This is a genomic window from Pseudomonas sp. ICMP 8385 (assembly GCF_002699915.1).
GTDB classification, from domain to species: Bacteria; Pseudomonadota; Gammaproteobacteria; order Pseudomonadales; family Pseudomonadaceae; genus Aquipseudomonas; species Aquipseudomonas gessardii.
On the sequence record NZ_LKBY01000102.1, the window covers coordinates 46,756 to 73,279 of the forward strand.

At 61.9% G+C, this 26,524-nt stretch carries 26 protein-coding genes; 20 read left to right on the top strand and 6 right to left on the bottom strand.

Going from position 1 to position 26,524, the window contains the following annotated elements; genetic code table 11:
* The first annotated feature begins 74 nt into the window (after nt 1-74).
* Nucleotides 75-2,516, top strand: a complete 2,442-nt coding sequence (locus tag AO268_RS15850; protein ID WP_373562140.1) for a penicillin-binding protein 1A — start codon at nt 75-77, stop codon at nt 2,514-2,516.
* A 199-nt stretch (nt 2,517-2,715) separates the two neighbouring features.
* Here AO268_RS15850 and AO268_RS15855 read toward each other — a convergent pair whose 3' ends face one another.
* The 3 genes from AO268_RS15855 to rpmE all read right to left on the bottom strand — a co-directional run bounded on the left by AO268_RS15855 (nt 2,716) and on the right by rpmE (nt 5,219).
* The gene (locus tag AO268_RS15855) at nt 2,716-3,984 is read right to left on the bottom strand and encodes a malic enzyme-like NAD(P)-binding protein (RefSeq protein WP_076961717.1); all 1,269 of its coding nucleotides are present in this window, start codon (nt 3,982-3,984) and stop codon (nt 2,716-2,718) included.
* Nucleotides 3,985-4,167: 183 nt separating this feature from the next.
* A complete protein-coding gene (locus AO268_RS15860; protein ID WP_076961716.1) occupies nt 4,168-4,974 on the bottom strand; it encodes a thermonuclease family protein in 807 nt (268 codons plus the stop codon).
* Nucleotides 4,975-4,988: 14 nt separating this feature from the next.
* On the bottom strand, nt 4,989-5,219 hold the full coding sequence (gene rpmE / locus AO268_RS15865) for a 50S ribosomal protein L31 (protein ID WP_029296053.1): 231 nt from the start codon (nt 5,217-5,219) through the stop codon (nt 4,989-4,991).
* 202 nt (nt 5,220-5,421) lie between these two features.
* Between rpmE and AO268_RS15870 the strand changes: the two genes are divergently transcribed.
* The 10 genes from AO268_RS15870 (at nt 5,422) to AO268_RS15915 (ending at nt 18,432) form a co-directional block, all read left to right on the top strand.
* Entirely contained in the window at nt 5,422-7,641 is a 2,220-nt protein-coding gene (locus AO268_RS15870) for a primosomal protein N' (RefSeq protein WP_076961715.1), read from the top strand.
* Nucleotides 7,642-7,845: 204 nt separating this feature from the next.
* Nucleotides 7,846-9,582: an arginine--tRNA ligase gene (gene argS / locus AO268_RS15875; RefSeq protein WP_099169355.1), complete on the top strand. Its 1,737-nt coding sequence runs from the start codon at nt 7,846-7,848 to the stop codon at nt 9,580-9,582.
* Nucleotide 9,583: 1 nt separating this feature from the next.
* The gene (locus AO268_RS15880) at nt 9,584-10,285 is read left to right on the top strand and encodes an SPOR domain-containing protein (protein WP_076961714.1); all 702 of its coding nucleotides are present in this window, start codon (nt 9,584-9,586) and stop codon (nt 10,283-10,285) included.
* 255 nt (nt 10,286-10,540) lie between these two features.
* Entirely contained in the window at nt 10,541-11,071 is a 531-nt protein-coding gene (hslV, locus tag AO268_RS15885; protein WP_017738857.1) for an ATP-dependent protease subunit HslV, read from the top strand.
* A gap of 38 nt (nt 11,072-11,109) precedes the next feature.
* A complete protein-coding gene (gene hslU / locus AO268_RS15890; protein ID WP_076961713.1) occupies nt 11,110-12,447 on the top strand; it encodes an ATP-dependent protease ATPase subunit HslU in 1,338 nt (445 codons plus the stop codon).
* 193 nt (nt 12,448-12,640) lie between these two features.
* On the top strand, nt 12,641-13,018 hold the full coding sequence (locus AO268_RS15895; protein WP_076961712.1) for a gamma-butyrobetaine hydroxylase-like domain-containing protein: 378 nt from the start codon (nt 12,641-12,643) through the stop codon (nt 13,016-13,018).
* A 250-nt stretch (nt 13,019-13,268) separates the two neighbouring features.
* Nucleotides 13,269-14,948, top strand: a complete 1,680-nt coding sequence (gene phaC, locus AO268_RS15900; RefSeq protein WP_076961711.1) for a class II poly(R)-hydroxyalkanoic acid synthase — start codon at nt 13,269-13,271, stop codon at nt 14,946-14,948.
* Between the two features lie 192 nt (nt 14,949-15,140).
* Nucleotides 15,141-15,989, top strand: a complete 849-nt coding sequence (phaZ, locus tag AO268_RS15905) for a poly(3-hydroxyalkanoate) depolymerase (RefSeq protein ID WP_076961710.1) — start codon at nt 15,141-15,143, stop codon at nt 15,987-15,989.
* A 112-nt stretch (nt 15,990-16,101) separates the two neighbouring features.
* Nucleotides 16,102-17,784 (top strand): class II poly(R)-hydroxyalkanoic acid synthase, encoded by a 1,683-nt coding sequence (gene phaC, locus AO268_RS15910; protein WP_076961709.1) that lies wholly within the window; start codon nt 16,102-16,104, stop codon nt 17,782-17,784.
* Between the two features lie 27 nt (nt 17,785-17,811).
* Complete coding sequence (locus AO268_RS15915; protein WP_099169221.1) at nt 17,812-18,432, top strand: TetR/AcrR family transcriptional regulator; 621 nt, start codon at nt 17,812-17,814, stop codon at nt 18,430-18,432.
* 170 nt (nt 18,433-18,602) lie between these two features.
* On the opposite strand, the gene AO268_RS15920 is transcribed toward AO268_RS15915, so the two are convergent.
* The 3 genes from AO268_RS15920 to AO268_RS15930 form a co-directional block, all read right to left on the bottom strand.
* Entirely contained in the window at nt 18,603-19,502 is a 900-nt protein-coding gene (locus AO268_RS15920) for a phasin family protein (protein ID WP_099169222.1), read from the bottom strand.
* Nucleotides 19,503-19,513: 11 nt separating this feature from the next.
* Nucleotides 19,514-19,936 carry a phasin family protein gene (locus AO268_RS15925; protein WP_076961706.1) on the bottom strand — a complete coding sequence of 141 codons (423 nt, stop codon included), beginning with the start codon at nt 19,934-19,936 and terminating at the stop codon, nt 19,514-19,516.
* Between the two features lie 138 nt (nt 19,937-20,074).
* Nucleotides 20,075-20,350, bottom strand: coding sequence for a polyhydroxyalkanoic acid system family protein (locus tag AO268_RS15930; protein WP_038445377.1), 276 nt, complete (start codon nt 20,348-20,350; stop codon nt 20,075-20,077).
* Nucleotides 20,351-20,505: 155 nt separating this feature from the next.
* Between AO268_RS15930 and ubiE the strand changes: the two genes are divergently transcribed.
* The 9 genes from ubiE to AO268_RS15975 all read left to right on the top strand — a co-directional run bounded on the left by ubiE (nt 20,506) and on the right by AO268_RS15975 (nt 26,509).
* Nucleotides 20,506-21,276 (top strand): bifunctional demethylmenaquinone methyltransferase/2-methoxy-6-polyprenyl-1,4-benzoquinol methylase UbiE, encoded by a 771-nt coding sequence (ubiE, locus tag AO268_RS15935; RefSeq protein WP_076961787.1) that lies wholly within the window; start codon nt 20,506-20,508, stop codon nt 21,274-21,276.
* Entirely contained in the window at nt 21,276-21,899 is a 624-nt protein-coding gene (locus tag AO268_RS15940) for a ubiquinone biosynthesis accessory factor UbiJ (RefSeq protein ID WP_076961705.1), read from the top strand. Before ubiE ends, AO268_RS15940 begins: the two co-directional genes overlap by 1 nt.
* Nucleotides 21,896-23,500: a ubiquinone biosynthesis regulatory protein kinase UbiB gene (gene ubiB, locus AO268_RS15945; RefSeq protein WP_076961704.1), complete on the top strand. Its 1,605-nt coding sequence runs from the start codon at nt 21,896-21,898 to the stop codon at nt 23,498-23,500. Before AO268_RS15940 ends, ubiB begins: the two co-directional genes overlap by 4 nt.
* Before the next feature lie 64 nt (nt 23,501-23,564).
* Nucleotides 23,565-23,957, top strand: a complete 393-nt coding sequence (gene hisI / locus AO268_RS15950) for a phosphoribosyl-AMP cyclohydrolase (protein WP_099169223.1) — start codon at nt 23,565-23,567, stop codon at nt 23,955-23,957.
* Between the two features lie 2 nt (nt 23,958-23,959).
* Complete coding sequence (locus tag AO268_RS15955) at nt 23,960-24,292, top strand: phosphoribosyl-ATP diphosphatase (RefSeq protein ID WP_003187881.1); 333 nt, start codon at nt 23,960-23,962, stop codon at nt 24,290-24,292.
* A gap of 28 nt (nt 24,293-24,320) precedes the next feature.
* Nucleotides 24,321-24,599: a twin-arginine translocase TatA/TatE family subunit gene (locus AO268_RS15960; RefSeq protein ID WP_099169224.1), complete on the top strand. Its 279-nt coding sequence runs from the start codon at nt 24,321-24,323 to the stop codon at nt 24,597-24,599.
* Nucleotides 24,600-24,609: 10 nt separating this feature from the next.
* On the top strand, nt 24,610-25,017 hold the full coding sequence (gene tatB / locus AO268_RS15965) for a Sec-independent protein translocase protein TatB (protein WP_076961701.1): 408 nt from the start codon (nt 24,610-24,612) through the stop codon (nt 25,015-25,017).
* A complete protein-coding gene (gene tatC, locus AO268_RS15970; protein WP_032862241.1) occupies nt 25,014-25,805 on the top strand; it encodes a twin-arginine translocase subunit TatC in 792 nt (263 codons plus the stop codon). Before tatB ends, tatC begins: the two co-directional genes overlap by 4 nt.
* Complete coding sequence (locus AO268_RS15975; RefSeq protein WP_076961700.1) at nt 25,802-26,509, top strand: 16S rRNA (uracil(1498)-N(3))-methyltransferase; 708 nt, start codon at nt 25,802-25,804, stop codon at nt 26,507-26,509. Before tatC ends, AO268_RS15975 begins: the two co-directional genes overlap by 4 nt.
* Nucleotides 26,510-26,524 lie beyond the last annotated feature (15 nt).

Consider the following 26,524-nt stretch of genomic DNA (forward strand, 5'->3'; position numbering starts at 1 on the left):
TATCTGCAGGTCGGGTCGGCATGCCTACCCCCGACACCTAACTCATTCTTTTCTCTGGAAATCCAAAAGCCTTGATTCGTCTGCTGAAGTTTTTCGGGTACTCCTTCGTCGCTATCGTTTGCGGGCTGCTGCTCGTGTTCAGCGGCGCCTATCTCTACCTTAGCCCGGGATTGCCCTCGGTAGAGGCCCTGAGAAGTATCCAGTTGCAGATTCCTTTGCGGGTCTACAGCAGCGATGAAAAACTGATCGCGGAGTTCGGCGAAATGCGCCGCACCCCGATCCGTTTCGCCGACATTCCACCCAACTTCATCAATGCCCTGTTGTCGGCTGAAGACGATAATTTTGCCAACCACTATGGCGTGGACCCCAGCAGCCTGGTGCGCGCAGCCACGCAATTGGTAAAAAGCGGACACATTCAATCGGGCGGCAGCACCATCACCATGCAGGTGGCGAAGAACTTCTTCCTCACCAGCGAGCGCAGCTTCTCGCGCAAGGCCACCGAGATCCTCCTGGCGCTGCAGATCGAACGCCAGCTGACCAAGGATGAAATCCTTGAGCTGTACGTCAACAAGATCTACCTGGGCAACCGCGCCTACGGGATCGAGGCCGCGTCCCAGGTGTACTACGGCAAGTCGATTCGCGATGCCAGCCTGGCACAAATGGCAATGATTGCCGGCCTGCCCAAGGCCCCGTCGCGCTTCAACCCGCTGGCCAACCCGGCCCGCAGCAAGGAACGCCGCGACTGGATCCTGGGGCGCATGTACAAGCTGGGCAAGATCGACCAGAGCGCCTATGAAAGCGCGGTGGCCGAGCCGTTGAACGCCAGCTACCACGTGCCGACGCCAGAAATCAGCGCCCCCTATATCGCCGAGATGGCCCGTGCCGAAATGGTCGGCCGCTACGGCAGCGACGCCTACACCGAAGGTTTCCGCGTTACCACGACCATTCCGAGCAACTTGCAGGAAATTGCCAACCACGCAGTACACGAAGGCCTGATCACCTACGACCAGCGCCATGGCTACCGTGGGCCGGAATCGCGCCTGCCGGGCAAGACCCTGAGCGCCTGGACCGTCGAGCTGGGCAAGCAGCGCTCCATCAGCGGCCTGGATCCGGCCATCGTCACCCAGGTGAAAAAAGATGGCGTGCAGGTCCTGACCCGCAGCGGCGAAGAACATGTGGCGTGGGACAGCATGAAGTGGGCCCGCCCCTTCCTGAACACCAACAGCATGGGGCCGATGCCCAAGCAACCGTCGGACGTGGCCCAGGTCGGCGACCTGATCCGCGTGCAGCGCCAGAAGGACGATAGCCTGAAATTCAGCCAGGTCCCGGTCGCCCAGGGCGCCCTGGTCTCCCTCGACCCGCAGAACGGCGCGATCCGCGCCCTGGTCGGTGGCTTCGCCTTCGAGCAGAGCAACTACAACCGCGCCACCCAGGCCAAGCGCCAGCCGGGCTCCAGCTTCAAGCCATTTGTCTACAGTGCCGCGCTGGATAACGGCTACACCGCCGCCAGCCTGGTCAACGACGCGCCGATCGTGTTTGTCGACGAGTACCTGGACAAGGTCTGGCGCCCGAAGAACGACACCAACACCTTCCTCGGCCCGATCCGCGTACGCGAGGCGCTGTACAAGTCGCGCAACCTGGTATCGATCCGCCTGCTGCAAGCGATGGGCGTGGGCAAGACCATCGACTACATGACCCGCTTCGGCTTCAACAAGCAGGACCTGCCACCCAACCTGTCCCTGGCCCTCGGCACCGCGACCCTTACGCCGATGGAGATCGCCACCGGCTGGAGCGTGTTCGCCAACGGCGGCTACAAGGTCACGCCGTACCTGATCGATAAGATTGAAAGCCGCAACGGCGACACGCTGTTTGTCGCCAACCCGCCGAGCGTACCCAACGGCGTCGCCGCCAGTGATGGCCTGGCGGCACCGGCCAACGCTGGCATCACCATCGAGCCTGCGCCAGGCGCTGTGCCCACGGAGGCGGCACCGGCCCCACACACACCGGCCGTGGCCGAACGTGTGGTTGACGGGCGTACCACCTACATTCTTACCAGCATGCTGCAGGATGTGATCAAGCGCGGCACCGGCCGCCGTGCCCTGGCCCTGGGCCGCACGGACCTGGCGGGCAAGACCGGTACCACCAACGAATCCAAGGATGCGTGGTTCTCCGGCTACAACGCCGACTACATCACCACCGTCTGGACCGGCTACGACCAGCCGGAAAGCCTCGGCCGCCGCGAGTACGGTGGCACCGTGGCGCTGCCGATCTGGATGAGCTACATGGGCGCCGCCCTCAAGGACAAGCCCGCCCACACCCAGGCCGAGCCGGAAGGCATCCTCAGCCTGCGCATCGACCCGATCAGCGGCCGCGCCGCCGTACCAGGCACGCCGAATGCGTACTTTGAACTGTTCAAGAGCGAAGATACGCCGCCGTCGATGAATGAACTGGGCAATGGCGTGGCACCGGGCAGCCCGTTGCCGGCGGATGAGTCGGCGCCGATCGATTTGTTCTAAACACAGGTCCCATTGTGGCAGCGGATTTGTGTGGGAGCGGGCTTGCTCGCGATGGCGGTGGGCCAGTCAACACATTAGGTGTCTGATACACCGCCATCGCGAGCAAGCCCGCTCCCACATTTGAGCCTGCATTCTGCCCCCACAAAAAAAGCCCCGACTCGCAAGAGCCGGGGCTTTTTTGTGGGGGCGCTACAACGGCTTAGCCGTTGAACACATCATCCACGCTTTGCAGCGGGTAGTTCTTCGGATACGGCAGGGTAGCCACACCTGTCTCGATGGCGGCCTTGGCCACGGCATCGGAGATCACGGTGATCAGGCGCTTATCCATTGGCTTGGGAATGATGTACTCACGGCCGAATTCCAGCTTGGCGCCACCGTAGGCGTCGCACACGTCCTGAGGCACCGGCAGCTTGGCCAGTTCACGCAGGGCGTTGGCGGCAGCCACTTTCATCTCTTCGTTGATGCGCTTGGCGCGAACGTCCAGGGCGCCACGGAAGATGAACGGGAAGCCCAATACGTTGTTGACCTGGTTCGGGAAGTCCGAACGACCAGTGGCCATGATCACGTCGTCACGGGTGGCGTGTGCCAGGGCCGGGGCGATTTCTGGATCAGGGTTGGAGCAAGCGAACACGATCGGGTTGGCCGCCATCAGCTTCAGGCCTTCGGCGCTCAGCAGGTTCGGGCCGGACAGGCCGACGAATACGTCAGCACCGTTCAAGGCGTCGTCCAGGGTGCGCTTGGAGGACGGGTGGGCAAACATCGCCTTGTACTGGTTCAGGTCGGTCCGCTCGGACTGGATCACGCCCTTGCTGTCGACCATGGAGATGTTTTCAAGGCGCGCGCCCATGCTCACAATCAGCTTCATGCACGAGATGGCCGCGGCACCGGCGCCCAGGCAGACGATCTTGGCCTCGGACAGGGTTTTGCCAGCGATTTCCAGGGCGTTGATCATGCCGGCGGCGGTAACGATCGCGGTGCCGTGCTGGTCATCGTGGAATACCGGGATGTCGCACTGTTCGATCAGGGCCTTTTCGATCTCGAAGCACTCAGGTGCCTTGATGTCTTCCAGGTTGATGCCACCGAAGGTGATGGAGATGCGCTTGACGGTGTCGATGAAGGCCTGCGGGCTTTCGGAGTCGACTTCGATGTCGAATACATCAATGCCGGCAAAGCGCTTGAACAGTACGCCCTTGCCTTCCATCACGGGCTTGGAGGCCAATGGGCCGAGGTTACCCAGGCCGAGAATCGCGGTGCCATCAGAAATCACTGCAACCAGATTGCCCTTGCCGGTGTATTTGTAGGCCAGTTCAGGATCGCGGGCGATTTCACGCACGGGCTCGGCTACACCGGGGCTGTACGCCAGCGACAGGTCGCGTGCGGTAGCAGTGGCTTTGGTGAGCTCGACACTCAGCTTTCCTGGACGAGGATGGGCATGATATTCGAGAGCGGCAGTTTTCAAATCAGACATATCGGCATTCCGCTTTTTACTGTTGGACGACGGACCGCCGAGGATACTCGCCTCGCAAAGTCCCTACAAGACTGGGCAGTCACCGGTGTCAAGGGCCCTGCCCTACGACTTTCGGCCAAGAGCCACGGGATACAAGGCCTACAACTGTTCACAATCGATAGAAAAAATGTCTACAATTTTTTCTTATTGTGCCAATTGCAGCATGCCGGGGTCGGTCAAGGGGAGCAGCCAGCGCGCCTGGCCACTTTTCAGGCCGCCCCGCCGCGAGCGGTCCAGCACCCAGCCGCGGGCCTCGATAGCCTGGCCTGGCAGGCGCTTGAGCAGGGCGTTATCAAATTGCCCGGCCAGATTGGGTGCAACCCGTAATACCAGGGAGTCCTGCAATTCGATCCAGATCCCGCCGCGATTGCGTTCGACCTTGCTCACGCGCCCGCTGACCACGGCGAAGCCCGACTGCTGTATGTGCCCGGCTTTCTGCACTGGCGACTGGCGCCACAGGCCCAGCCTTGCCACCCGCGCACTGCGCTCAGCCGCTTGCTGGCAGGCGACCAGATCGACATTGGGTGCCACCGCCACCAGGAACCCGAGCCCCTCGGCAAGCAGTTGGGCCTCCAGATTCGCGCCGTTGGCCCCATAAAGATGGGCCAGGGTCCGCCCGTAACGGTCCTTGGCCTCGCGCCCCGGCACCAAGCCGACCCGACCCCCACTGGCCTCCACCAACCCTTGCAGGCGTTGGCGCGCAGCCACGGCGAATGGCTCGTCCGGGCGGCCTTTCTTAGCGGTCTCCGGTGCATTGACGCCGATCATCCGCACACTGCGCCCGTCCTTGAGGCGCACGGTGTCGCCATCCACCACGCGCTGCACCTCGAAGGTGCTGAGCGCAGCGGGCGCGGGGCAAAACACCTCGGCCTGGGCGGCCGACAGCCAAATCGCAGGCACAAAAAAGGCGCCCGCAAGGGACGCCTTTTTCATTAGCAAGTAAAAGCCCATCAGGCTCTTTAACCTTACTCTGCAGCAGCTGGAGCTTTCTTGCCGAAAGCACCGAAACGGTCAGCGAAGCGCTGTACACGGCCGCCAGTATCCAGAGTCTTCTGCTTACCGGTGTAGAACGGGTGGCACTCGTTGCATACGTCAGTACCCAGTGGCTTGCACAGGTTCGAGCGAGTTTCGAACTTGTTGCCGCAGCTGCAAGTAACTTGGATGGTTTCGTACGCTGGATGGATATCGGCTTTCATGGTGTCTTCCTCGGGCTAGCGTGCCGCCACTCGACACTATTGTCGAATACCGCACGTAATTGGGCTGCGGATTCTACCAGAGCTTTTTAAACGCGCAAGCGCCGCCATGCCCCCTTTCATCAGAAACTGTGGCAGGACACTCCCCTGCGGGTCTGCTAGGCTCGCGCCCTTCTTCACCGCCTGCCATATGAGAATCGCCCGCGTGCCCGACGCCATTTTGCGCCTCGCCCTGCCCTCGCCCCTGCGCCGTCTGTTCGATTATCGGGCGCCTGCGGGTGTCGTACGGTCGCAGTTGCAGCCGGGGATGCGCGTGCGCGTGCCGTTCGGTCGGCGGGAGATGATCGGGATCCTGATCGAAGTGGCGGACCACAGCGAAGTGCCGGCAGAAAAGCTCAAGCCGGCCCTGGCCATCCTGGATGCCACGCCACCGCTGCCGGCGTCGCTGTTCAAGCTGTGCCTGTGGACCTCCCAGTATTACCAGCACAGCCTGGGCGATACCTTGAGCTGGGCGTTGCCGGTGCTGTTGCGCCAGGGCGAGTTGGCCGAGGCCCGCCAGGAGCGTTTCTGGTCGATGGCCCCGGGCGCACGCCTGGACGACCCGCGCATCGCCCGCGCCCCGCGCCAGCGTGAGGCCCTGGCCACCCTGGCGCAGCACCCCCACGGCGTTGCTCATCAGTTGCTGAGCAAGCTGATGCTGAGCAAAGACAGCCTGGATCTGCTACTGGCCAAGGACCTGGTGCAGGTGGAAATCCGCCGCCATGCCCCCGGCGAGCGCCATGAACACTGGCTGGCCCAACCGGAGCTGCCGCTGAACCCGGAACAGCGCGCCGCCTTTGAAGCCATCAGCGCCGGCGCCGACAGCTTCCACGCCTTCCTGCTGGCCGGCGTTACCGGCAGCGGCAAGACCGAAGTCTATTTGCAACTGATCCGCGAAACCCTGGAAGCCGGCAAACAGGCACTGGTGCTGATCCCCGAGATCAACCTCGGCCCGCAGACCCTGGCGCGCTTCGAGCAACGCTTCAATGCGCGGATCGCCCTGGTGCACTCGGCCGTCAACGACCGCGAACGCCTGGAATCCTGGCTCGCCGCCCGGGACGGCGAGGCCGACATTATTATCGGCACCCGCTCGGCGCTGTTCACGCCGATGAAAAACCCCGGCCTGATCATCATCGACGAAGAACACGACGGTTCTTATAAACAGCAGGAAGGCCTGCGCTACCACGCCCGCGACCTGGCCCTGGTACGGGCACGCCAGGAAAACATCCCGATTGTGCTGGGCTCGGCCACCCCCTCCCTGGAAAGCCTGCACAACGCCTACACCGGGCGCTATGGCCTGCTGCGCCTCAACGAGCGCGCGGGCGGCGCCAAGCAACCGCGCTTCTTGCGCCTGGACGTGAAAAGCCGGCCACTGGACAGCGGAATTTCAGGGCCGATGCAACAAGCCATCGGCCAGACCCTGGCGGCCGGCCAGCAAGTGCTGGTGTTCCTCAATCGCCGGGGCTTTGCGCCGACTTTGCTATGCCACGACTGCGGCTGGATGTCCGAGTGCAACCGCTGCGATGCGCGCATGACCGTGCACCAGCGCTCGGGCGAATTGCGCTGCCACCATTGCGGCCATGTGGAACGGGTCCCGCGCCATTGCCCGCAATGCGGCAAAGTCGACCTGCGGCCCGTGGGCGCAGGCACCGAGCGCGCCGAGGAGCGCCTGGGGATTCTGTTCCCCGACTTCCCGGTACTGCGGGTGGACCGCGACAGTACGTCGCGCAAGGATGCGATGAACCAGTTGTTCGCCACCATCCAGAAAGGCCAGCCGTGCATCCTGGTCGGCACGCAGATGCTTGCTAAAGGCCATCACTTCCCGCGCGTGACCCTGGTCTCGATCCTGGATGCCGATGGCGGGCTATTCTCCGGGGACTTCCGCGCCAGTGAACGCATGGCGCAGCTGATCGTGCAGGTCGCAGGCCGCGCCGGGCGGGCCGAGGAGCCTGGCAAAGTAATCATCCAGACCCACCTGGCCGACCACCCCCTGTTGATTCAACTGACAGAACAAGGCTATTTCGCCTTCGCCGAGCAGGCCTTGAGCGAGCGCCGCTCCGCCGGCCTGCCACCCTTTGCGCACCTCGCGCTGTTGCGCGCCGAGGCCCATAAACCGGGGCAGGCCGAAGGTTTCCTGGACGAAGCGTGCAGCGCGGCTGAACGTTTGCTCGGCGAGTTGGGTCTGAGCGGCATCGAGTTGCTGGGCCCAGTGCCAGCACCGATGGAGCGCCGCGCCGGACGTTATCGCGCACAACTCCTGTTGCAAGCCAGCGCCCGCGCGCCGCTGCATCGGCTATTAAGTAGCTGGTTACTTGCGCTGGAGCAAATGCCCAGCGGGCGACAGGTGCGATGGTCGTTGGATGTCGATCCGGTGGATTTGTACTGATAGGTAAATTGCTATCGCAGGCAAGCCAGCTCCCACATTTGACGGTATTCACACATCAAAATGTGGGAGCGGGCTTGCCCGCGATGAGGCCCGCAGGTCCAGTAACGGACCTTGAAGGTTGGCAAGCCCGCCCTGGCACCGGATAATGTCCAGTTTTTCCACCTGCGCATCGCGCGCCGCCGCTTGCGGTCGAAAGAGAACACCATGAAAGACACAATTCGCCAGTTGATCCAACAAGCCCTCACCCAACTCGTCAACGAAGGTGTGTTGCCTGAAGGGCTGACGCCGGCGATCCAGGTGGAAAACTCTCGAGACAAGACCCACGGCGACTTCGCCAGCAATATCGCGATGATGTTGGCCAAGCCTGCGGGCATGAAACCGCGTGACCTTGCGGAAAAAATCATTGCCGCGCTGCCGGCTGATCCACAGGTCAGCAAGGCCGAAATCGCCGGCCCCGGCTTTATCAATATCTTCCAGAACACCCAGGCCCTGGCGTCGCGCCTGGACGCCGCCCTGGCCGACGCCAAAATCGGCGTGCGCAAGGCCGGCCCTGTGCAGCGTGTGGCCATCGACCTGTCGGCCCCCAACCTGGCCAAGGAAATGCACGTCGGCCACCTGCGCTCGACCATCATTGGCGACGGCGTGGCGCGGGTCCTGGAGTTTCTCGGCGACACCGTGATCCGCCAGAACCACGTGGGCGACTGGGGCACCCAGTTCGGCATGCTGATGGCGTACCTGCAAGAAAACCCGATCACCAGCAACGAGCTGTCGGACCTGGAAAACTTCTACCGCGCCGCCAAGAAACGCTTCGACGAATCCGAAGAGTTCGCCAACCGCGCCCGGGGCCTGGTGGTCAAGTTGCAGGCCGGCGACCCGGAATGCCTGGAGCTGTGGGCACGTTTCCGTGATATCTCGCTGTCGCACTGCCAGAAAATCTACGAGTTGCTGAACGTCAAGCTGACCATGGCCGACGTCATGGGCGAAAGTGCCTACAACGACGACCTGATCAACGTGGTCAACGACCTCAAGGCCAAGGGCCTGCTGGTTGAGAGCAACGGCGCCCAGTGCGTGTTCCTCGACGAATTCAAGACCGCCGACGGCGAGCCGCTGCCGGTGATCATCGTCAAGGCCGACGGTGGCTATCTGTACGCCACCACCGACCTGGCGGCCGTGCGCTACCGCAGCGGCGTGCTCAAGGCCGATCGCGCCTTGTACTTCGTCGACCAGCGCCAGGCCCTGCACTTCCAGCAAGTGTTTGAAGTGGCGCGCCGCGCCGGTTTCGTCACCCACCCGATGCACATGGAGCACATGGGCTTCGGCACCATGAACGGCGCCGATGGCCGCCCGTTCAAGACCCGCGACGGCGGCACCGTGAAGCTGATCGACCTGCTCAACGAAGCCCAGGAGCGTGCCTACAACCTGGTGAAGGAAAAGAACCCGGAGCTGGCCGAAGCCGACCTGCGCAACATCGCCAAGGTGGTGGGCATTGGCGCGGTGAAATACGCCGACCTGTCCAAGCACCGCACCAGCGACTACAGCTTCAACTTCGAGTTGATGCTCAACTTTGAAGGCAACACCGCGCCGTACCTGCTGTATGCCTACACCCGTGTGGCGGGCGTGTTCCGCAAGCTGGGCAAGGACTTCAGCGAAGTCGAAGGGCAGATCGTGCTGGACGCGCCCCACGAGCAGGAACTGGCGGCCAAGCTCGCGCAGTTCGGCGAAGTGCTCAACAGCGTCGGCGAGAAAGGCACGCCGCACATTCTGTGCACCTACCTGTATGAAGTCGCCGGGTTGTTCTCCAGTTTCTACGAGAACTGCCCGATCCTGAACGCCGACGACCAAACGCAGAAGCAAAGCCGCCTGCGCCTCGCCGCACTGGCTGGACGGACCCTCAAGCAAGGCCTGGAACTGTTGGGCCTGGAAACTCTGGAGCGTATGTAAGTTGGCAGCCAAGAAAAAACCTGCACCCAAGCGCGGCGCCAGCCGCTACCAGGCACCGGCAAAACAACCGATCCCGGGCTGGATGTGGCTGGCCATCGGCCTGTCGGTCGGAGCGTTTATCGTGTTCCTGATGAAGCTGGAGCCAGGCCAGGGCGAAGACGTCAAGCGGGTCAAGCAGGAGCAGCAGAAGGCTAGCAAGATCGCCGAGGCGAACAAGACACCTCCAAGCCCGACCGCACCGGTGAAGCCGAAGTACGACTTCTACACGCTGCTGCCGGAATCGGAAGTGATCGTGCCGCAAGACGCCGTGCCGGAGAAAACCCTGCCAACGCCACAAATACCGACCACCCCGGTGACCCCGGCGGAGGCAGCGAAGATCGACACCGCGCGGGCCCAGGCGGCGCTGGCCGGGATTACCCCGCCGCCGGCACCACCGGTCGCCACGACCAAGGCGGCACCGGTGACCAAGTTCTTCCTGCAGGCGGGCTCGTTCCCCAAGCAGGCGGATGCGGATCGAGTGCGCGCGCAGATTATCCTGCTGGGGCAGACGGTGACGGTGGAGTCCGGGACCGTAAAGGAAGCGACCTGGTATCGCGTGCTGGTGGGGCCGTTCAGCAACCGCGAACAACTGACCGTGGCGCAGAAACAACTGGCAGGCGCGGGCTTTAGCAACCTGTTGTTACAACAACGCCAGAGCCGTTGAGCCACAGGTAACATGGATCAGATGTGGGAGCTGGCTTGCCTGCGATGACGGTGTATCAGTCAATATTTTCAGTGACGGGTGCACCGCTATCGCAGGCAAGCCAGCTCCCACATTGGTTTTATAGTGCTCTTGAGCTTGTGCCGGCCCGCTAGACACCACTCGTCCGCACACCCGCCCTACGGTTGAAATCTCCCCCACCACCCCCATATGAGTTCCATCAGGGCATTTTCGCCCCGCAGCGTGGAGACTCTCCCCTTGACCACCATCGTTTCAGTTCGTCGCCACGGCAAAGTCGTCATGGGCGGCGACGGCCAGGTTTCCCTTGGCAATACCGTGATGAAAGGCAACGCCAAAAAAGTGCGCCGCCTGTACCACGGCCAGGTCCTCGCCGGTTTTGCAGGGGCCACCGCTGACGCCTTTACCCTGTTTGAACGCTTTGAAGGCCAGCTGGAAAAACACCAGGGCCATCTGGTGCGCGCCGCTGTCGAACTGGCCAAGGAGTGGCGCACCGACCGCTCCCTCAGCCGCCTCGAAGCCATGCTTGCCGTCGCCAACAAAGACGCATCCCTGATCATCACCGGCAACGGTGACGTGGTGGAGCCCGAGAACGGCCTGATCGCCATGGGTTCCGGCGGTGGCTATGCCCAGGCCGCCGCCAGTGCCTTGCTGAAGAAAACCGACCTGTCTGCCCGGGAAATCGTCGAGACCGCCCTCGGTATCGCTGGCGATATCTGCGTGTTTACCAACCACAACCTGACCATTGAGGAGCAGGACCTCGCGGAATAAGCCGTCGGCTTTTTCCTGCTTGAGGACCACACACCACTATGTCCATGACTCCCCGCGAAATCGTCCATGAACTCAATCGCCATATCATCGGCCAGGACGATGCCAAGCGCGCCGTTGCCATCGCCCTGCGTAACCGCTGGCGCCGGATGCAACTGCCCGAAGAATTGCGTGTTGAAGTAACCCCCAAGAACATCCTGATGATCGGCCCGACCGGTGTCGGCAAGACCGAGATCGCCCGGCGCCTGGCCAAGCTGGCCAATGCACCGTTCATCAAGGTCGAAGCGACCAAGTTCACCGAAGTCGGCTATGTGGGCCGCGACGTCGAGTCGATCATCCGTGATCTGGCCGACGCCGCCCTGAAACTGCTGCGCGAACAGGAAATGACCAAGGTCAGCCATCGCGCCGAAGACGCCGCCGAAGAGCGCATCCTCGATGCCCTGCTGCCGCCGGCGCGGGCCGGTTTCAATGAAGACGCCGCACCCGCTTCGGATTCCAATACGCGCCAGCTGTTCCGCAAGCGCCTGCGTGAAGGCCAGCTGGACGACAAGGAAATCGAGATCGAAGTCGCCGAAAGCGCCGGCGTCGATATCTCCGCACCGCCTGGCATGGAAGAAATGACCAGCCAGTTGCAGAACCTGTTCGCCAACATGGGCAAGGGCAAGAAGAAAAGCCGCAAGCTCAAGGTCAAGGACGCACTCAAGCTGGTGCGTGACGAAGAAGCCGGGCGCCTGGTCAATGAGGAAGAGCTCAAGGCCAAGGCCCTGGAAGCGGTCGAGCAGCACGGCATCGTGTTTATCGACGAGATCGACAAGGTGGCCAAGCGCGGTAACTCCGGCGGCGTCGATGTATCCCGCGAAGGCGTGCAGCGCGACCTGCTGCCGCTGATCGAAGGCTGCACGGTGAATACCAAGCTGGGCATGGTCAAGACCGACCATATCCTGTTTATCGCTTCCGGCGCGTTCCACCTGAGCAAGCCCAGCGACCTGGTGCCGGAGCTGCAAGGCCGCCTGCCGATTCGCGTGGAACTCAAGGCCCTGACCCCGGGCGACTTCGAGCGCATCCTCAGCGAACCGCATGCTTCGCTGACCGAGCAATACCGCGAGTTGCTGAAAACCGAAGGCCTGGGGATCGAGTTCCTGCCCGACGGTATCAAGCGCCTGGCGGAAATTGCCTGGCAGGTCAACGAGAAGACCGAGAACATCGGCGCCCGTCGCCTGCACACCTTGCTTGAGCGCCTGCTGGAGGAAGTGTCCTTCAGCGCCGGCGACATGGCGGGCGCGCAGAATGGCGTGGCGATCAGGATCGACGCCGACTACGTCAACAACCACCTGGGCGAATTGGCGCAGAACGAAGACCTGTCTCGTTATATCCTGTAAGCCTCACACAGGAACCGCTCTGCTTTAATGTGGGAGCGGGCTTGTGTGGGAGCCGGGCTTGCCCGCGATGGGATCGCCGCGTGGTGTCAGAAACACCGCAGTGATGCCATCGCAGGCAAGCCAGCTCCTACACAAGCCCGCTCCCACATTTTAAAGCCGGTTCCTTCAGGATCATCTCTGAGCGGTTCCCCAAATGACCAAACTGCCCACCGCCATCAACCTGCACAAAGCCTCCAAGACCCTCTCGCTGACCTACGGCCCCGACGAGGTCTATCACCTGAGCGCCGAACTGCTACGGGTGCACTCTCCCTCCGCCGAGGTCCAGGGCCACGGCAAGCCGATCCTGCAATTTGGCAAGCTGAATGTCGGCCTGACCAAGATCGAACCTGCCGGGCAGTACGCACTGAAATTGACCTTCGACGACGGTCATGACAGCGGACTGTTCACCTGGGACTATCTCTACCAACTCGCCGTACGTCAGGACGCGTTGTGGGCCGACTATCTTGCCGAGCTCAAGGCCGCCGGAAAAACCCGCGACCCGAGCCAGTCCGTCATCAAGCTGATGCTCTAGCTCAAGCCTGTTGCTCATTAGTGGGCATTTTCTAATTTCATCTGCTTGAATGCCCTGTGGTGTGATCAAAGATTGGTCCGCTTGCGAAAAAAATTAAACTCGGGTAACCAATGGATCTGGCAAGTTCCCTGCATTTGACGATGCAGTATTTACGGTCACCCGAGCAGCAGTACCAGGCTTGTGTTGTGCATCGATAGTTGGCTGCACAGCGGTACCCGGTACTCGTCTTTCGGACAATGGAGCGTCGTGGATGAGTAACAAGAATAACGATGACTTGAAACGCCAGGCCTCGGAAAACACCCTGGGGCTGAACCCGATCATCGCGTTGCGCAAAAAGGATTTACTGGCTTCGGCGCGGATGGTGCTGACCCAGGCCATCAAGCAACCGTTGCACAGCGTCAAGCACGTCGCCCACTTTGGCGTCGAGTTGAAGAACGTCGTATTCGGCAAATCCGAGCTTGCCCCTGAAAGCGATGACCGTCGCTTCAACGACCCGGCCTGGAGCCAGAACCCCCTCTATAAACGCTACCTGCAAACCTACCTGGCATGGCGCAAGGAGCTGCACGACTGGATCGGTGACAGCAACCTGTCGGAACAGGACATCAGCCGCGGGCACTTTGTCATCAACCTGATGACCGAGGCCATGGCCCCCACCAACAGCGCCGCCAACCCGGCCGCCGTCAAGCGCTTCTTTGAAACCGGTGGCAAGAGCCTGCTGGACGGCCTCTCGCACCTGGCCAAGGACCTGGTGCACAACGGCGGCATGCCGAGCCAGGTGAACATGGGCGCCTTTGAAGTGGGCAAGAGCCTGGGTACCAGCGAAGGCGCGGTGGTGTTTCGCAATGACGTGCTGGAGCTGATCCAGTACAAGCCGATCACCGAACAGGTGTACGAGCGCCCGCTGCTGGTGGTGCCGCCGCAGATCAACAAGTTTTATGTGTTCGACCTGAGCCCGGACAAGAGCCTGGCGCGTTTCTGCCTGCGCAATAACCAGCAAACCTTTATCGTCAGTTGGCGCAACCCCACCAAGGCCCAGCGCGAATGGGGCCTGTCGACCTATATCGAGGCGCTGAAAGAGGCGGTGGATGTGGTCACGGCGATTACCGGCAGCAAGGACGTCAACATGCTCGGCGCCTGCTCGGGCGGTATCACCTGCACCGCGCTACTGGGCCACTATGCGGCGCTGGGCGAGAAGAAGGTCAACGCCCTGACCTTGCTGGTGAGCGTGCTGGACACCACCCTCGACACCCAGGTGGCCCTGTTCGTCGACGAGCAGACCCTGGAAGCGGCCAAGCGCCATTCCTACCAGGCCGGCGTGCTGGAAGGCCGGGACATGGCCAAGGTGTTTGCCTGGATGCGCCCCAATGACCTGATCTGGAACTATTGGGTCAACAACTACCTGCTGGGCAATGAACCGCCGGTGTTTGACATCCTGTTCTGGAACAACGACACCACACGCTTGCCGGCGGCCTTCCACGGCGACCTGATCGAACTGTTCAAGAACAACCCGCTGGTGCGGGCCAATGCCCTGGAAGTGTGCGGCACCCCGATCGACCTCAAGCAGGTGACGGCCGATATCTACTCGCTGGCGGGCACCAACGACCACATCACACCGTGGCAGTCCTGCTACAAGTCGGCGCAGTTGTTTGGCGGCAAGGTCGAGTTCGTGCTGTCCAGCAGTGGGCATATCCAGAGCATCCTCAACCCCCCCGGCAACCCCAAGGCGCGTTACCAGACCAGCGAGAGCATGGGCGAGAAGGCCCTGGACTGGCAGGAAAACGCCACCAAGCACACCGACTCGTGGTGGCTGCACTGGCAGGGCTGGCTGGGGGAGCGTTCGGGCAAGTTGAAGAAGTCACCTACGATTTTGGGTAACAAGGCCTACGCAGCGGCGGAAGCTGCACCCGGGACATACGTGCACGAGCGGTAAGGCAGACACCTTTGCGTAATTGAAATGGGATCAAATGTGGGAACTCGGTCAAGGTGGGAGCGGGCTTGCTCGCGATGCAGGCAACACGGTGTCTCTGTCAAACCGAGTGGATGCCATCGCGGGCAAGCCCGCTCCCACACAAACCACACACATTGGCCCCATTCCAGCAGTAACACTTCACAGGGCTTGAGCATGCCGCAACCGTTCATCTTCCGTACCATCGACCTGGATGGCCAGACCATCCGCACGGCGGTACGACCGGGCAAGTCTCACTTGACGCCGCTGCTGATTTTCAACGGCATCGGCGCCAACCTTGAGCTGGTGTTTCCGTTCGTCCAGGCCCTGGACCCGGACCTGGAAGTGATTGCCTTCGACGTACCCGGGGTGGGCGGCTCGTCGACACCCAGCCGGCCCTATCGCTTTCCCGGCCTGGCCAAACTCACCGCACGTATGCTCGATTACCTGGACTATGGCCAGGTCAATGCCGTCGGGGTGTCCTGGGGCGGTGCCCTGGCGCAGCAGTTTGCCTACGACTACCCGGAGCGCTGCAAAAAGCTGATCCTCGCCGCCACCGCCGCCGGCGCCTTTATGGTGCCCGGCAAGCCGAAGGTGCTGTGGCTGATGGCCAGCCCGCGGCGCTACATCCAACCGTCCCACGTGGTGCGTATCGCACCGATGATCTATGGCGGCTCGTTTCGCCGGGACTCAAAGCTGGCCGCCGAACACGCGAGCAAAGTGCGCTCGGCCGGCAAGCTGGGCTACTACTGGCAACTGTTCGCAGGGTTTGGCTGGACCAGCATTCACTGGCTGCACAAGATCAAGCAACCCACCCTGGTGCTGGCCGGCGACGATGACCCGCTGATCCCGCTGGTCAACATGCGCATGCTGGCCTGGCGCATTCCCAATGCGCAGTTGCACATCATCGACGATGGCCACCTGTTCCTGATCACCCGGGCCGAAGCGGTGGCACCGATCATCATGAAATTTCTCCAGGAGGAACGCTTGCGCGCGGTAATCCACCCGCAACCGGCCCCCCTATAGCAGCACCTGAGCGATATCGGATCAGGATGATCCTTATGCGCAACTTGGCCAGAACCGACTATGGTTCTGCATTGGCGTGCTTGTTGATGAATTGACGAAGGAGTGTTGACTCATGCGTGACAGACCCCTGAAGACCCCGGCGCCCACACCCGCCGCGTTCATCAATGCACAAAGTGCAATCACCGGCCTGCGTGGCCGGGACCTGCTGTCGACCCTGCGCAGCGTCGCCGCCCATGGGTTGCGCAACCCGCTGCACAGCGCCCGGCATGCGTTGGCGTTGGGTGGGCAATTGGGCCGGGTGTTACTGGGTGAAACCGTGCACGAACCCAACCCCCACGACCGCCGTTTCGCCGACCCCACCTGGACCCTCAACCCCCTGTACCGGCGCAGCCTGCAGGCGTATTTGAGCTGGCAGAAACAAACCCGGCACTGGATTGACGACAGCCACCTGAGCGACGACGACCGCGCACGGGCGCACTTTGCCTTCTCGTTGCTCAACGATGCCCTGTCGCCGTCCAACACCCTGCTCAACCCGCTGGCGATCAAGGAGTTGCTCAACTCCGGCGGCAACAGCGTGGTGCGTGGCATGGGCAACCTGTTCGATGACCTGCTGCACAACAACGGCCTGCCGCGCCAGGTCACCAAGCAGGCCTTCGAGGTCGGCAAGACGGTAGCCACCACGCCCGGCTCGGTGGTGTTTCGCAATGAACTGCTGGAGCTGATCCAGTACAAGCCCATGAGCGAAAAACAGTACGCCAGGCCACTGCTGGTGGTGCCGCCGCAGATCAACAAGTACTACATTTTCGATTTGAGCCCGGCCAACAGTTTCGTGCAGTACGCCCTGAAAAACGGCCTGCAGGTGTTTATGGTCAGTTGGCGCAACCCGGATGTGCGCCATCGCGAGTGGGGCCTGTCGACCTATGTGGCAGCGCTGGAGGAAGCGCTGAATATCTGCCGGGCAATCAGCGGCGCCCGCGAAGTGAACCTGATGGGCGCCTGCGCCGGTGGCCTGACCATCGCCGCCCTGCAAGGCCACCTGCAAGCCAAGCGCCAACAACGGCGGGTCGCCAGCGCCACGTACCTGGTGAGCCTGCTGGACAGCCAGCTCGACAGCCCCGCCACGCTGTTTGCCGACGAACAGACCCTGGAAGCGGCCAAGCGTCGCTCCTACCAGGAAGGGGTGCTCGATGGCCGGGACATGGCCAAGGTCTTCGCCTGGATGCGCCCCAACGACCTGATCTGGAACTACTGGATCAACAACTACTTGCTGGGCAAGGAACCGCCCGCGTTCGACATCCTGTACTGGAACAACGACAACACCCGCTTGCCGGCGGCCTTGCACGGCGATCTGCTGGATTTCTTCAAGCACAACCCGTTGAGCCACCCTGGCGGCCTGGAAGTCTGCGGCACGCCCATCGACTTGCATAAAGTCACCGTCGACAGCTTCAGCGTGGCCGGCATCAACGATCACATCACGCCATGGGACGCGGTCTACCGCTCGACCTTGCTGCTGGGCGGCGACAAACGCTTTGTGCTCTCCAACAGCGGGCATATCCAGAGCATCCTCAACCCACCGGGCAACCCCAAGGCCAACTTCGTCGAAAACCTCAAGCTGAGCAGCGACCCGCGCGCCTGGTACTACGACGCCAGCCACGTCGAGGGCAGTTGGTGGCCGCAGTGGCTTGAGTGGATCCAGCAACGTTCCGGGGTGCAGCGCGAGACCCTGACAGCCCTGGGCAACCAGAACTACCCACCGATGGAAGCAGCGCCGGGCACCTATGTGCGAGTGCGCTGAGCTCAACGATCAGATTAAGAAGACTGGATGAAAACCCGCGACCGTATCCTGGAATGCGCCCTGCAGTTGTTCAACCGCAAGGGCGAGCCGAATGTTTCAACCATGGAGGTGGCCAATGAAATGGGGATCAGCCCCGGCAACCTCTACTACCACTTCCATGGCAAGGAGCCCCTGGTGCTGGGGTTGTTCGAGCGCTTCCAGGGGGAGCTGGCGCCACTGCTCGACCCGCCGGCGGATGTGCAGTTGGCGCCGGAGGATTACTGGCTGTTCCTGCACCTGATCGTCGAGCGCATGGCGCACTATCGGTTCCTGTTCCAGGACCTGTCGAACCTGGCCGGGCGCTTGCCGAAGCTGGCCAAGGGCATTCGCAACCTGCTGACCGCACTCAAGCGCACCCTGGCTTCGCTGCTGGCCCGGCTCAAGACCGAGGGGCAGCTGGTCAGCGATACCCAGGCCCTGGGGCAACTGGTGGAGCAGATCACCATGACCCTGCTGTTTTCCCTGGATTACCAGCGGATCCTCGATCGCGAGGCCGAGGTGCGGGTGGCGGTGTATCAAGTGATGATGCTGGTGGCGCCGCACCTGTTGATGCCGGCACGGTTGGCTACCGAGCGTTTTGCTCTGCGCTACCTGGACGACACGGACTAGAAATGTGGGAGCGATTGCGGTGGGTCAGCCAACAAATCTGGCACTGATACACCGCTATCGCGGGCAAGCCCGCTCCCACACAAGCCCACACACATTAGGAATGTGTTGTTGCAAGCACCCAGTAAAACGCCCGACCTTTGCAGGCCGGGCGTTTTTATACGTCCCGTGAATCAGGACTGACTGGATGGCGTCGGGGTTGCCGGCGTTACAGTCGGGGTTGCGGCGGCGGGTGTTGGCGCGGTGGCCGAGTTGGTCGCGGGGGCCGGGGTTGCAGGCTTGGCCGCTACCGCTGGTTTTGGCGCTGCTGGCTTCTTGGCTACGGCGGGCTTCTTCGCCGCTGGCTTTGCAGCCGGCTTGGCAGCCGCAGGTTTGGCTGCTGGCTTGGCTGCAACTGGCTTGGCAGCCGGTTTGGCGGCAGCCGGTTTGGCCGCTGGCTTGGCGGCCGGTTTCGCTGCCGGCTTGGCCGCTACAGGCTTCTTGGCTGCTGGTTTGGCTGCTGCGGTTTTCGCCGCAGGCTTGGCAACTGCCTTGGCCGCAGGTTTAGCTGCAGATTTGGCAGCGGCCTTGACCAGAGGCTTGGCCACGGTTTTTGCCGCAGGTTTGGCCGCAGCCGTCTTCGCCGCCGGCTTGGCAGCCGGTTTTGCAGCTGCTTTCACTGGGGCAACTTTAGCGCCGGTGAGTTTTTCGATTTGCTTGGTCAGGGTATCGACCTTGCTGTGCAGCGCCTTCACTTCAGTACGGCTAGGCACGCCCAATCGCGAAATGGCATTGTTGAGGCGCTTGTCGAGTGCGCCTTCAAGCTCACCCCAAGTTCCCAACACCTGTTTCTTCGCATCACTGATGCGCGAACCGGCAGTTGCCTTGGCCGCAGTAACTTGTTTACCGACTGTGCTCTTGGTCAACTTCTCGGCCTTCTCGCCGTCTTTAACCAAAGTCTCGAAGAGTTTGCTACCGTCACTGTCGATCTTCGAGTACACGCCTAAACCAGCCAGCCAGATCTTGCGGGAATATTCTTCAACTTTCCCGACCCAAGAGCTGCCTTCTTTCTGAGTAGTCTTTTTAACAGCCATCCGATGTCTCCTTAGTGTTTACGCGCGACACGTTCGAGCAATGCCGTTAGCTCATCGAGCTTAGCAGAGAGTGTCTCCACGTCATGTTTAGACGCAATGCCGATTCGATTCAAGGCACTTGCAACACGCGCATCAAAAGCCTTCTCGACTTTATCCAGTTGCACTTCGACGCGACCTTTGACGCTGGAGACATTGCTCTTAACGTAATCAATCTGACTGTTGGCGGCATCAAGTTGTTCATTCACAACTTTTTTACCTTTACTTTCAACATGTTGACCAGTCTTGACGAGTTCCTTGAAGTACTCGCTGCCTTCGCTGCCGACCTTCGCATAAGCCCCCAAACCCGCCAACCAGATCTTGCGAGCATAGGTTTTAACGTCGCTCAGGGCGCTGATTTGGGTGTCGATTTTTTTCTTCAAAATAACTTTGGCCATGGTGCACCTCACGCATAAAAGGGTGGAGGAACTGCCCACAGGAGTTGAGGGCTGAATACAAAGTAGGGAGAAAAATTAGAATCGGCACCCTAAGAACAGCGCAATGGGCCGCCAGCCAATGCGGCGCGCGGTCGCAGCTCAGGCCAGGGCCTTATCCAGGGCCTTCTCGATTTCGGACTTGATGGTGCCACTCATGGCCGACATCAACAGGCCCAGTTCCACATCGATCCTTAACGAATCCTCGGCTACTTTCAGTGTGCCTTTGACGCCGGAACGCTTGAGGTTCAACGTGTCGCCAGACCACGAAGGCTCCAGGCCATATTGCTCCTTGAGTTTATGCGCCAACTTCTCGGCTTTCGCCCTGGCGGCTTCCTTACCCAGTGCGTGGGCACGTTCAATCTGTATGCGGGCCATTTGAATGACTCCTCGTTATAAAGACATATTGAGCACCCGGCTCACCCGCCATGCGGCAAAAGGTCTCGGTGGCCACCTATCTTACCTTCAGCCTTGCCAAGACAAAGCATGCCTTGGGGATTAGAATGCCCCCATTCTCTTTTGGTGACAGCGATATGACTGATCAGCGCAAAGGCAGCGATGCCGAACCCACCACTCACTTCGGCTTCAAGAACGTCCCGGAAAGCCAGAAAGCGGAAAAAGTCGCTGAGGTGTTCCACTCCGTGGCCGCCAAGTACGACCTGATGAACGACGTGCTGTCGGGCGGCATGCACCGCCTGTGGAAACGTTTCACCATCGAATTGTCCGGCGTGCGCGCCGGCAACCGCGTGCTGGACATCGCCGGCGGCACGGGCGACCTGGCCGCCAAGTTCTCCAAGCTGGTTGGCCCCACCGGCCAGGTGGTATTGGCCGACATCAACGGCTCGATGCTCAAGGTCGGTCGCGACCGCCTGCTGGACAAGGGCGTGGCGGGCAATATCGAGTTCGTCCAGGCCGACGCTGAAAAGCTGCCGTTCCCCGACAACCATTTCGACTGCGTGACCATCGCCTTCGGCCTGCGCAACGTGACCCACAAGGAAGACGCCCTGCGCTCGATGCTGCGGGTGCTCAAGCCGGGCGGGCGCCTGCTGGTGCTGGAGTTCTCCAAGCCGACCAACGCGCTGATGTCCAAGGTCTACGACACTTACTCGTTCGCCTTCATGCCGTTGATGGGCAAGCTGATCACCAATGACGCCGAGAGCTATCGCTACCTGGCCGAATCGATCCGCATGCACCCCAACCAGGAAACCCTGAAGTCGATGATGGTCGAGGCCGGTTTCGACCGCGTGACCTACCACAACATGACCTCGGGCATCGTTGCCCTGCATCGCGGCATCAAGCCCTGATGTTGTTCACCGGCCTTCTCGCCAGCGTCGAACACGGCCTCAACCGTGTCCTGCGCCTGGACAGCACCGCCCTGGCGCGGCTGGCGCACCTGAACGGCAAGATCATTGCCGTCGATTGCAGCAGCCCGGCCTTGCAGCTGTTTATCCTGCCCAGCGATGAAGGCCTGTTGCTCGCCGCGCACTGGGCCGCCGACGCCGACTGCACCCTGCGTGCGCCGGCGGCGAGCCTGCTGCGCCTGGCCCTGAGCCGCGACAAGACCGCGGTCCTGCACGGCCCGGACGTGACCCTTGAAGGCGACAGCGCGGTGCTGATGGACCTGGCCGCCGTGCTGCAAGACCTGGAGCTGGACTGGGAATACGAGCTGTCGCGCTGGCTCGGCCCGGTGGCCACCCAGTTGATCAGCGGGCACCTGCGCAGCCGCTCGCGCTGGTACCAGCAGGGTTTCGCCAGCCTCAACCAGAACCTCGCCGAATACCTGAGCGAAGAATCGCGCACCCTCGTCGGACAACGGGAAGCCGAAGCGCGCTTTCGTGAACTCGACCAGGCCAAACTCGACCTGGAACGGCTTGAGGCGCGCTTCGAGCGCCTGAGCCGCTCCCTTGATCCAAGCGATAACGCATGAAGCTGCTCGCCGTCCGCCGTCTGTTCCGCATCCAACGCGTCGTCATTCGCTACCGCCTCGATGACCTGCTGTTCGCCCTGCCGCTGCCGTGGTTGTTGCTGGCAGTGCGCTATGTGCTGCCGTGGCGCTGGTTCCCGCGCAAGACCCTGGACCTGAGCCGTGGCGCGCGCCTGCGCCTGGCTTTGCAGGACCTGGGGCCGATCTTCATCAAGTTCGGGCAGATCCTGTCGACCCGCCGCGACCTGCTGCCTGAAGACATCGCCGACGAGCTGATGCTGTTGCAGGACCGCGTGCCGCCGTTCGACTCACAGCAGTCGATGAAGCTGATCGAAGAACAGCTGGGCAAGAAAATCAGCGACGTGTTCAGCCGGTTCGACGTCGAGCCCCTGGCCTCGGCCTCGGTTGCCCAGGTGCACGCCGCGCAGCTGAAAACCGGCGAAGAGGTAGTGGTCAAGGTGATCCGCCCCGGCCTCAAGCCGATCATCGGCCAGGACCTGGCGTGGCTGTTCATCCTGGCCCGTGCCGCCGAGCGTTTCTCGGCCGATGCGCGCCTGCTGCACCCGGTGGACGTGGTCGCCGACTACGAAAAAACCATCTACGACGAACTCGACCTATTGCGTGAAGCGGCCAACGCCAGCCAGCTCAAGCGCAACTTCGAGGGCTCGCCGCTGCTGTACGTGCCGCAGGTGTATTGGGACTGGTGCCGGCCCAAAGTGCTGGTGATGGAGCGCATCTACGGCGTACAGGTCACCGACCTCGCGACCCTGGCCGACCAGCGCACCGATATGAAGATGCTGGCCGAGCGCGGGGTGGAGATTTTCTTCACCCAGGTGTTCCGCGACAGTTTCTTCCACGCCGACATGCACCCCGGCAATATCTTCGTCAGCACGGTGAACCCGTGGAGCCCGCAGTACATTGCGATCGACTGTGGCATCGTCGGCAGCCTCACGCCCGAGGACCAGGACTACCTGGCACGTAACCTGTTCGCCTTCTTCAAGCGTGACTACCGCCGCGTGGCGCAGTTGCACATCGACTCGGGCTGGGTGCCGGCCGAAACCAAGCTCAATGAATTCGAGGCGGCGATCCGCACCGTGTGCGAGCCGATCTTTGAAAAACCGTTAAAAGATATTTCATTCGGCCAGGTGCTGATGCGCCTGTTCCAGACCGCGCGGCGCTTCAATATGGAAGTGCAACCGCAACTGGTGCTGCTGCAAAAGACCCTGCTCAATATCGAAGGCCTGGGCCGCCAGCTGTACCCGGACCTGGACCTGTGGAACACCGCGCAACCGTTCCTCGAACGCTGGATGCGCGAACGCGTCAGCCCGAAAACCCTGCTGGGCAACCTGCACAGCCAGGTCGAGCAACTGCCGCACCTGGCCAACATGACCCGCGACCTGCTGGAGCGCATGTCCCAGCCCCACGCCAAGGACCCGGCGCCGCCGTGGCATCAACGCAAGGACGACTGGTTCCTGCGCCTGCTGGGCGCAGCGCACCTGGGCGGTGGCGCGGTGCTCGCGGCCGGTGGGCCCTTGAACGCACTGGGTTACTGGCCTGCGGGCATCATGGTCGCCGTGGGCCTTTATCTGGTCGTGCGTCGATAGCCCGAGCGGTTATACACTGTTGCACATCACCGGAGCGGCTAGCGCACGGTTGTTGGAGTTAAAGATGAAAGACTGGCTGGACGAGATCAAATGGGACAGTGACGGCCTGGTGCCGGCCATTGCCCAGGACCACAAGACCGGGCGCATCCTGATGATGGCCTGGATGAACCGCGAGGCCCTGGGCCTGACTGCCGCCGAGCAGCGTGCCATCTACTGGTCACGTTCCCGTGGCAAACTGTGGCGCAAGGGCGAAGAGTCCGGGCATGTGCAAAAACTGCATGAAATGCGCCTGGACTGCGACGCCGACGTGATCGTGCTGATGGTCGAGCAGATCGGCGACATCGCCTGCCATACCGGCCGCCACAGCTGCTTCTACCGGGTGTTCGAGAACGGCGCATGGAAAACCGTCGAGCCGGTGCTCAAAGACCCGCACGCCATTTACTCGGCAGGACATTGAACATGAGCGATACCCTCAACCGTGTGGCCCAAGTGCTGGAAGACCGCAAAGGTGCGGACGCCGACAGCTCCTATGTCGCCAGCCTGTACCACAAGGGCCTGAACAAGATATTGGAAAAACTCGGCGAGGAATCCGTCGAGACCATCATCGCGGCCAAGGATGCACAAATCAGCGGCGATTACAGCGATGTAATCTATGAGACTGCCGACTTGTGGTTCCATAGCCTGGTCATGCTCGCCCAACTGGGGCAGCACCCACAGGCCGTGCTGGATGAACTGGACCGTCGCTTCGGCTTGTCCGGGCATGCCGAAAAGGCCTCGCGCCCGTCCGCCTGAATAACTTTCTGACTTAAGGAATTGCAGCATGGGCATTTTTGACTGGAAACACTGGGTGGTTATTCTCGTGGTGGTCGTCCTGGTGTTCGGTACCAAGAAACTGAAGAACCTGGGCACCGACGTCGGCGAATCCATCAAGGGCTTTCGCAAGGCCATGAACGACGACGAAAAGCCAGCCGACACCGGCGCCAACCCGGTGCCGCCGGCGCAGCCTGTGCACCCGCAGGCCGCACAGCCGATCACTGAACGCCGCACCTTCGACGTGCAGGCCGAAAAAGTCGAAGAGCCGTCCCGCAAAGACTCGTGAGCACTGACTAATGTTTGGTATCAGCTTCTCTGAACTGCTGCTCGTCGGCCTCGTCGCCCTGCTGGTGCTGGGGCCTGAACGCCTGCCTGGCGCGGCGCGCACGGCTGGCCTGTGGGTCGGGCGCCTGAAACGCAGTTTCAACGCCATCAAGCAGGAAGTTGAACGGGAAATCGGCGCCGACGAGATTCGTCGTCAGCTGCACAACGAACATATTCTGTCCCTGGAGCAGGAGGCGCGCAAAATCCTCGCGCCCCAGCAACAGGCGCCGACACCGGTTGAGCCGGTGGCCGAGCAGAGCATTGCACCCGTGGTCCAAACCACTGCCTGCGCAACGCCCGCGCCCCCAGCAGAGCCCGCGCCGACGCCCACCGCGTCGCCCGCGCCCCACGACCCTACATTGCCGCCGCGAGCCCCATGAGCGCTGATAAACCGGAAAACGACCAGCATATGCCGCTGGTCTCGCACCTCACCGAGTTGCGCACCCGCCTGCTGCGCTGCGTCGCGGCGATTTTCGTGATCTTTGCCGGGCTGTTTGCCTTTACCCAGCAGATCTACACCTTCGTCTCGACGCCGCTGCGCGAGTACCTGCCGGTGGGCGCGACGATGATCGCCACCGACGTGTCCTCGCCGTTCCTCACGCCGCTCAAGCTGACGATGATGGTGTCGCTGTTTTTGGCGATCCCGGTGATCCTGCACCAGATCTGGGGCTTTATCGCCCCCGGCCTGTACAAGCATGAAAAACGCATCGCGGTGCCACTGCTGGTGTCGAGCATCATGCTGTTCTACACCGGCATGGCGTTCGCCTACTTCCTGGTGTTCCCGTTGATCTTCAAGTTCTTCGCCGCCGCCACCCCGGCCGGCGTGGAAATGATGACCGACATCACCAGCTACCTCGACTTCGTGATGACGCTGTTCTTCGCCTTTGGCGTGGCCTTCGAGATCCCGGTGGCGGTGGTGTTGCTGGTGTGGATCGGCGTGGTCGACGTCAAGTACCTGCGCAAGATCCGCCCGTACGTGATCATCGGCTGCTTTGTGGTCGGCATGATCCTCACCCCGCCGGATATCTTCTCGCAGACCTTGCTGGCCGTGCCGATGTGGATGCTGTTTGAAGTGGGCATCCTGTTTGGCAGCCTGGTGAGCAAGCGCGGCGAACACCCGGACGACCAACCTGCCGATGACGACCAGCCGCCAGCGACCCAACCGTGAACCTGCTGTTGCTGGAAGAGGCCGACTTTATCGCGGCCGACCGGGTGGTTTTGCGTGACCGGCGCCTGGTGCATATGCAGGAGGTGCATCGCGTGGCGGTTGGCGACAGCCTGCGTGTGGGGCGCATTGGCGGCTTGATGGGCAATGCCCAGGTGCTGCGCCTGGAAGCCGGCGAAGCCGAGCTGCAAATCAGCCTCGACCAACCGCCACCGGCCAAACTACCGCTGACGTTACTGCTGGCCCTGCCGCGCCCGAAAATGCTGCGCCGGGTATTGCAGACCGTGGCGTCCATGGGGGTGCCACGGGTGGTGCTGGTCAACAGCTATCGGGTCGAGAAAAGCTTCTGGCAGACCCCCTTCCTGGAGCCCGAAGCGGTTCGCGAGCAACTGATCCTCGGCCTGGAACAAGCACGGGATACGGTATTGCCCGAGATCATCATCGAAAAGCGCTTCAAGCCCTTTGTCGAAGACCGCCTGCCAGCCCTGGCCCAGGGCACCCTGGGCCTGGTCGGACATCCCGGCGATTACCCACCGTGCCCACGCGGCCTGGATGAACCGGTGACCCTGGCCATCGGCCCGGAAGGTGGCTGGATCCCCTATGAGGTGGATTTGCTGGCCAAGGCCGGGTTGCAGCCGGTGCAACTGGGCGCGCGGATCCTGCGCGTGGAAACGGCCGTGACTGCCCTGCTGGCCCGCCTCTTCTAACCCCACCCTCCAAAC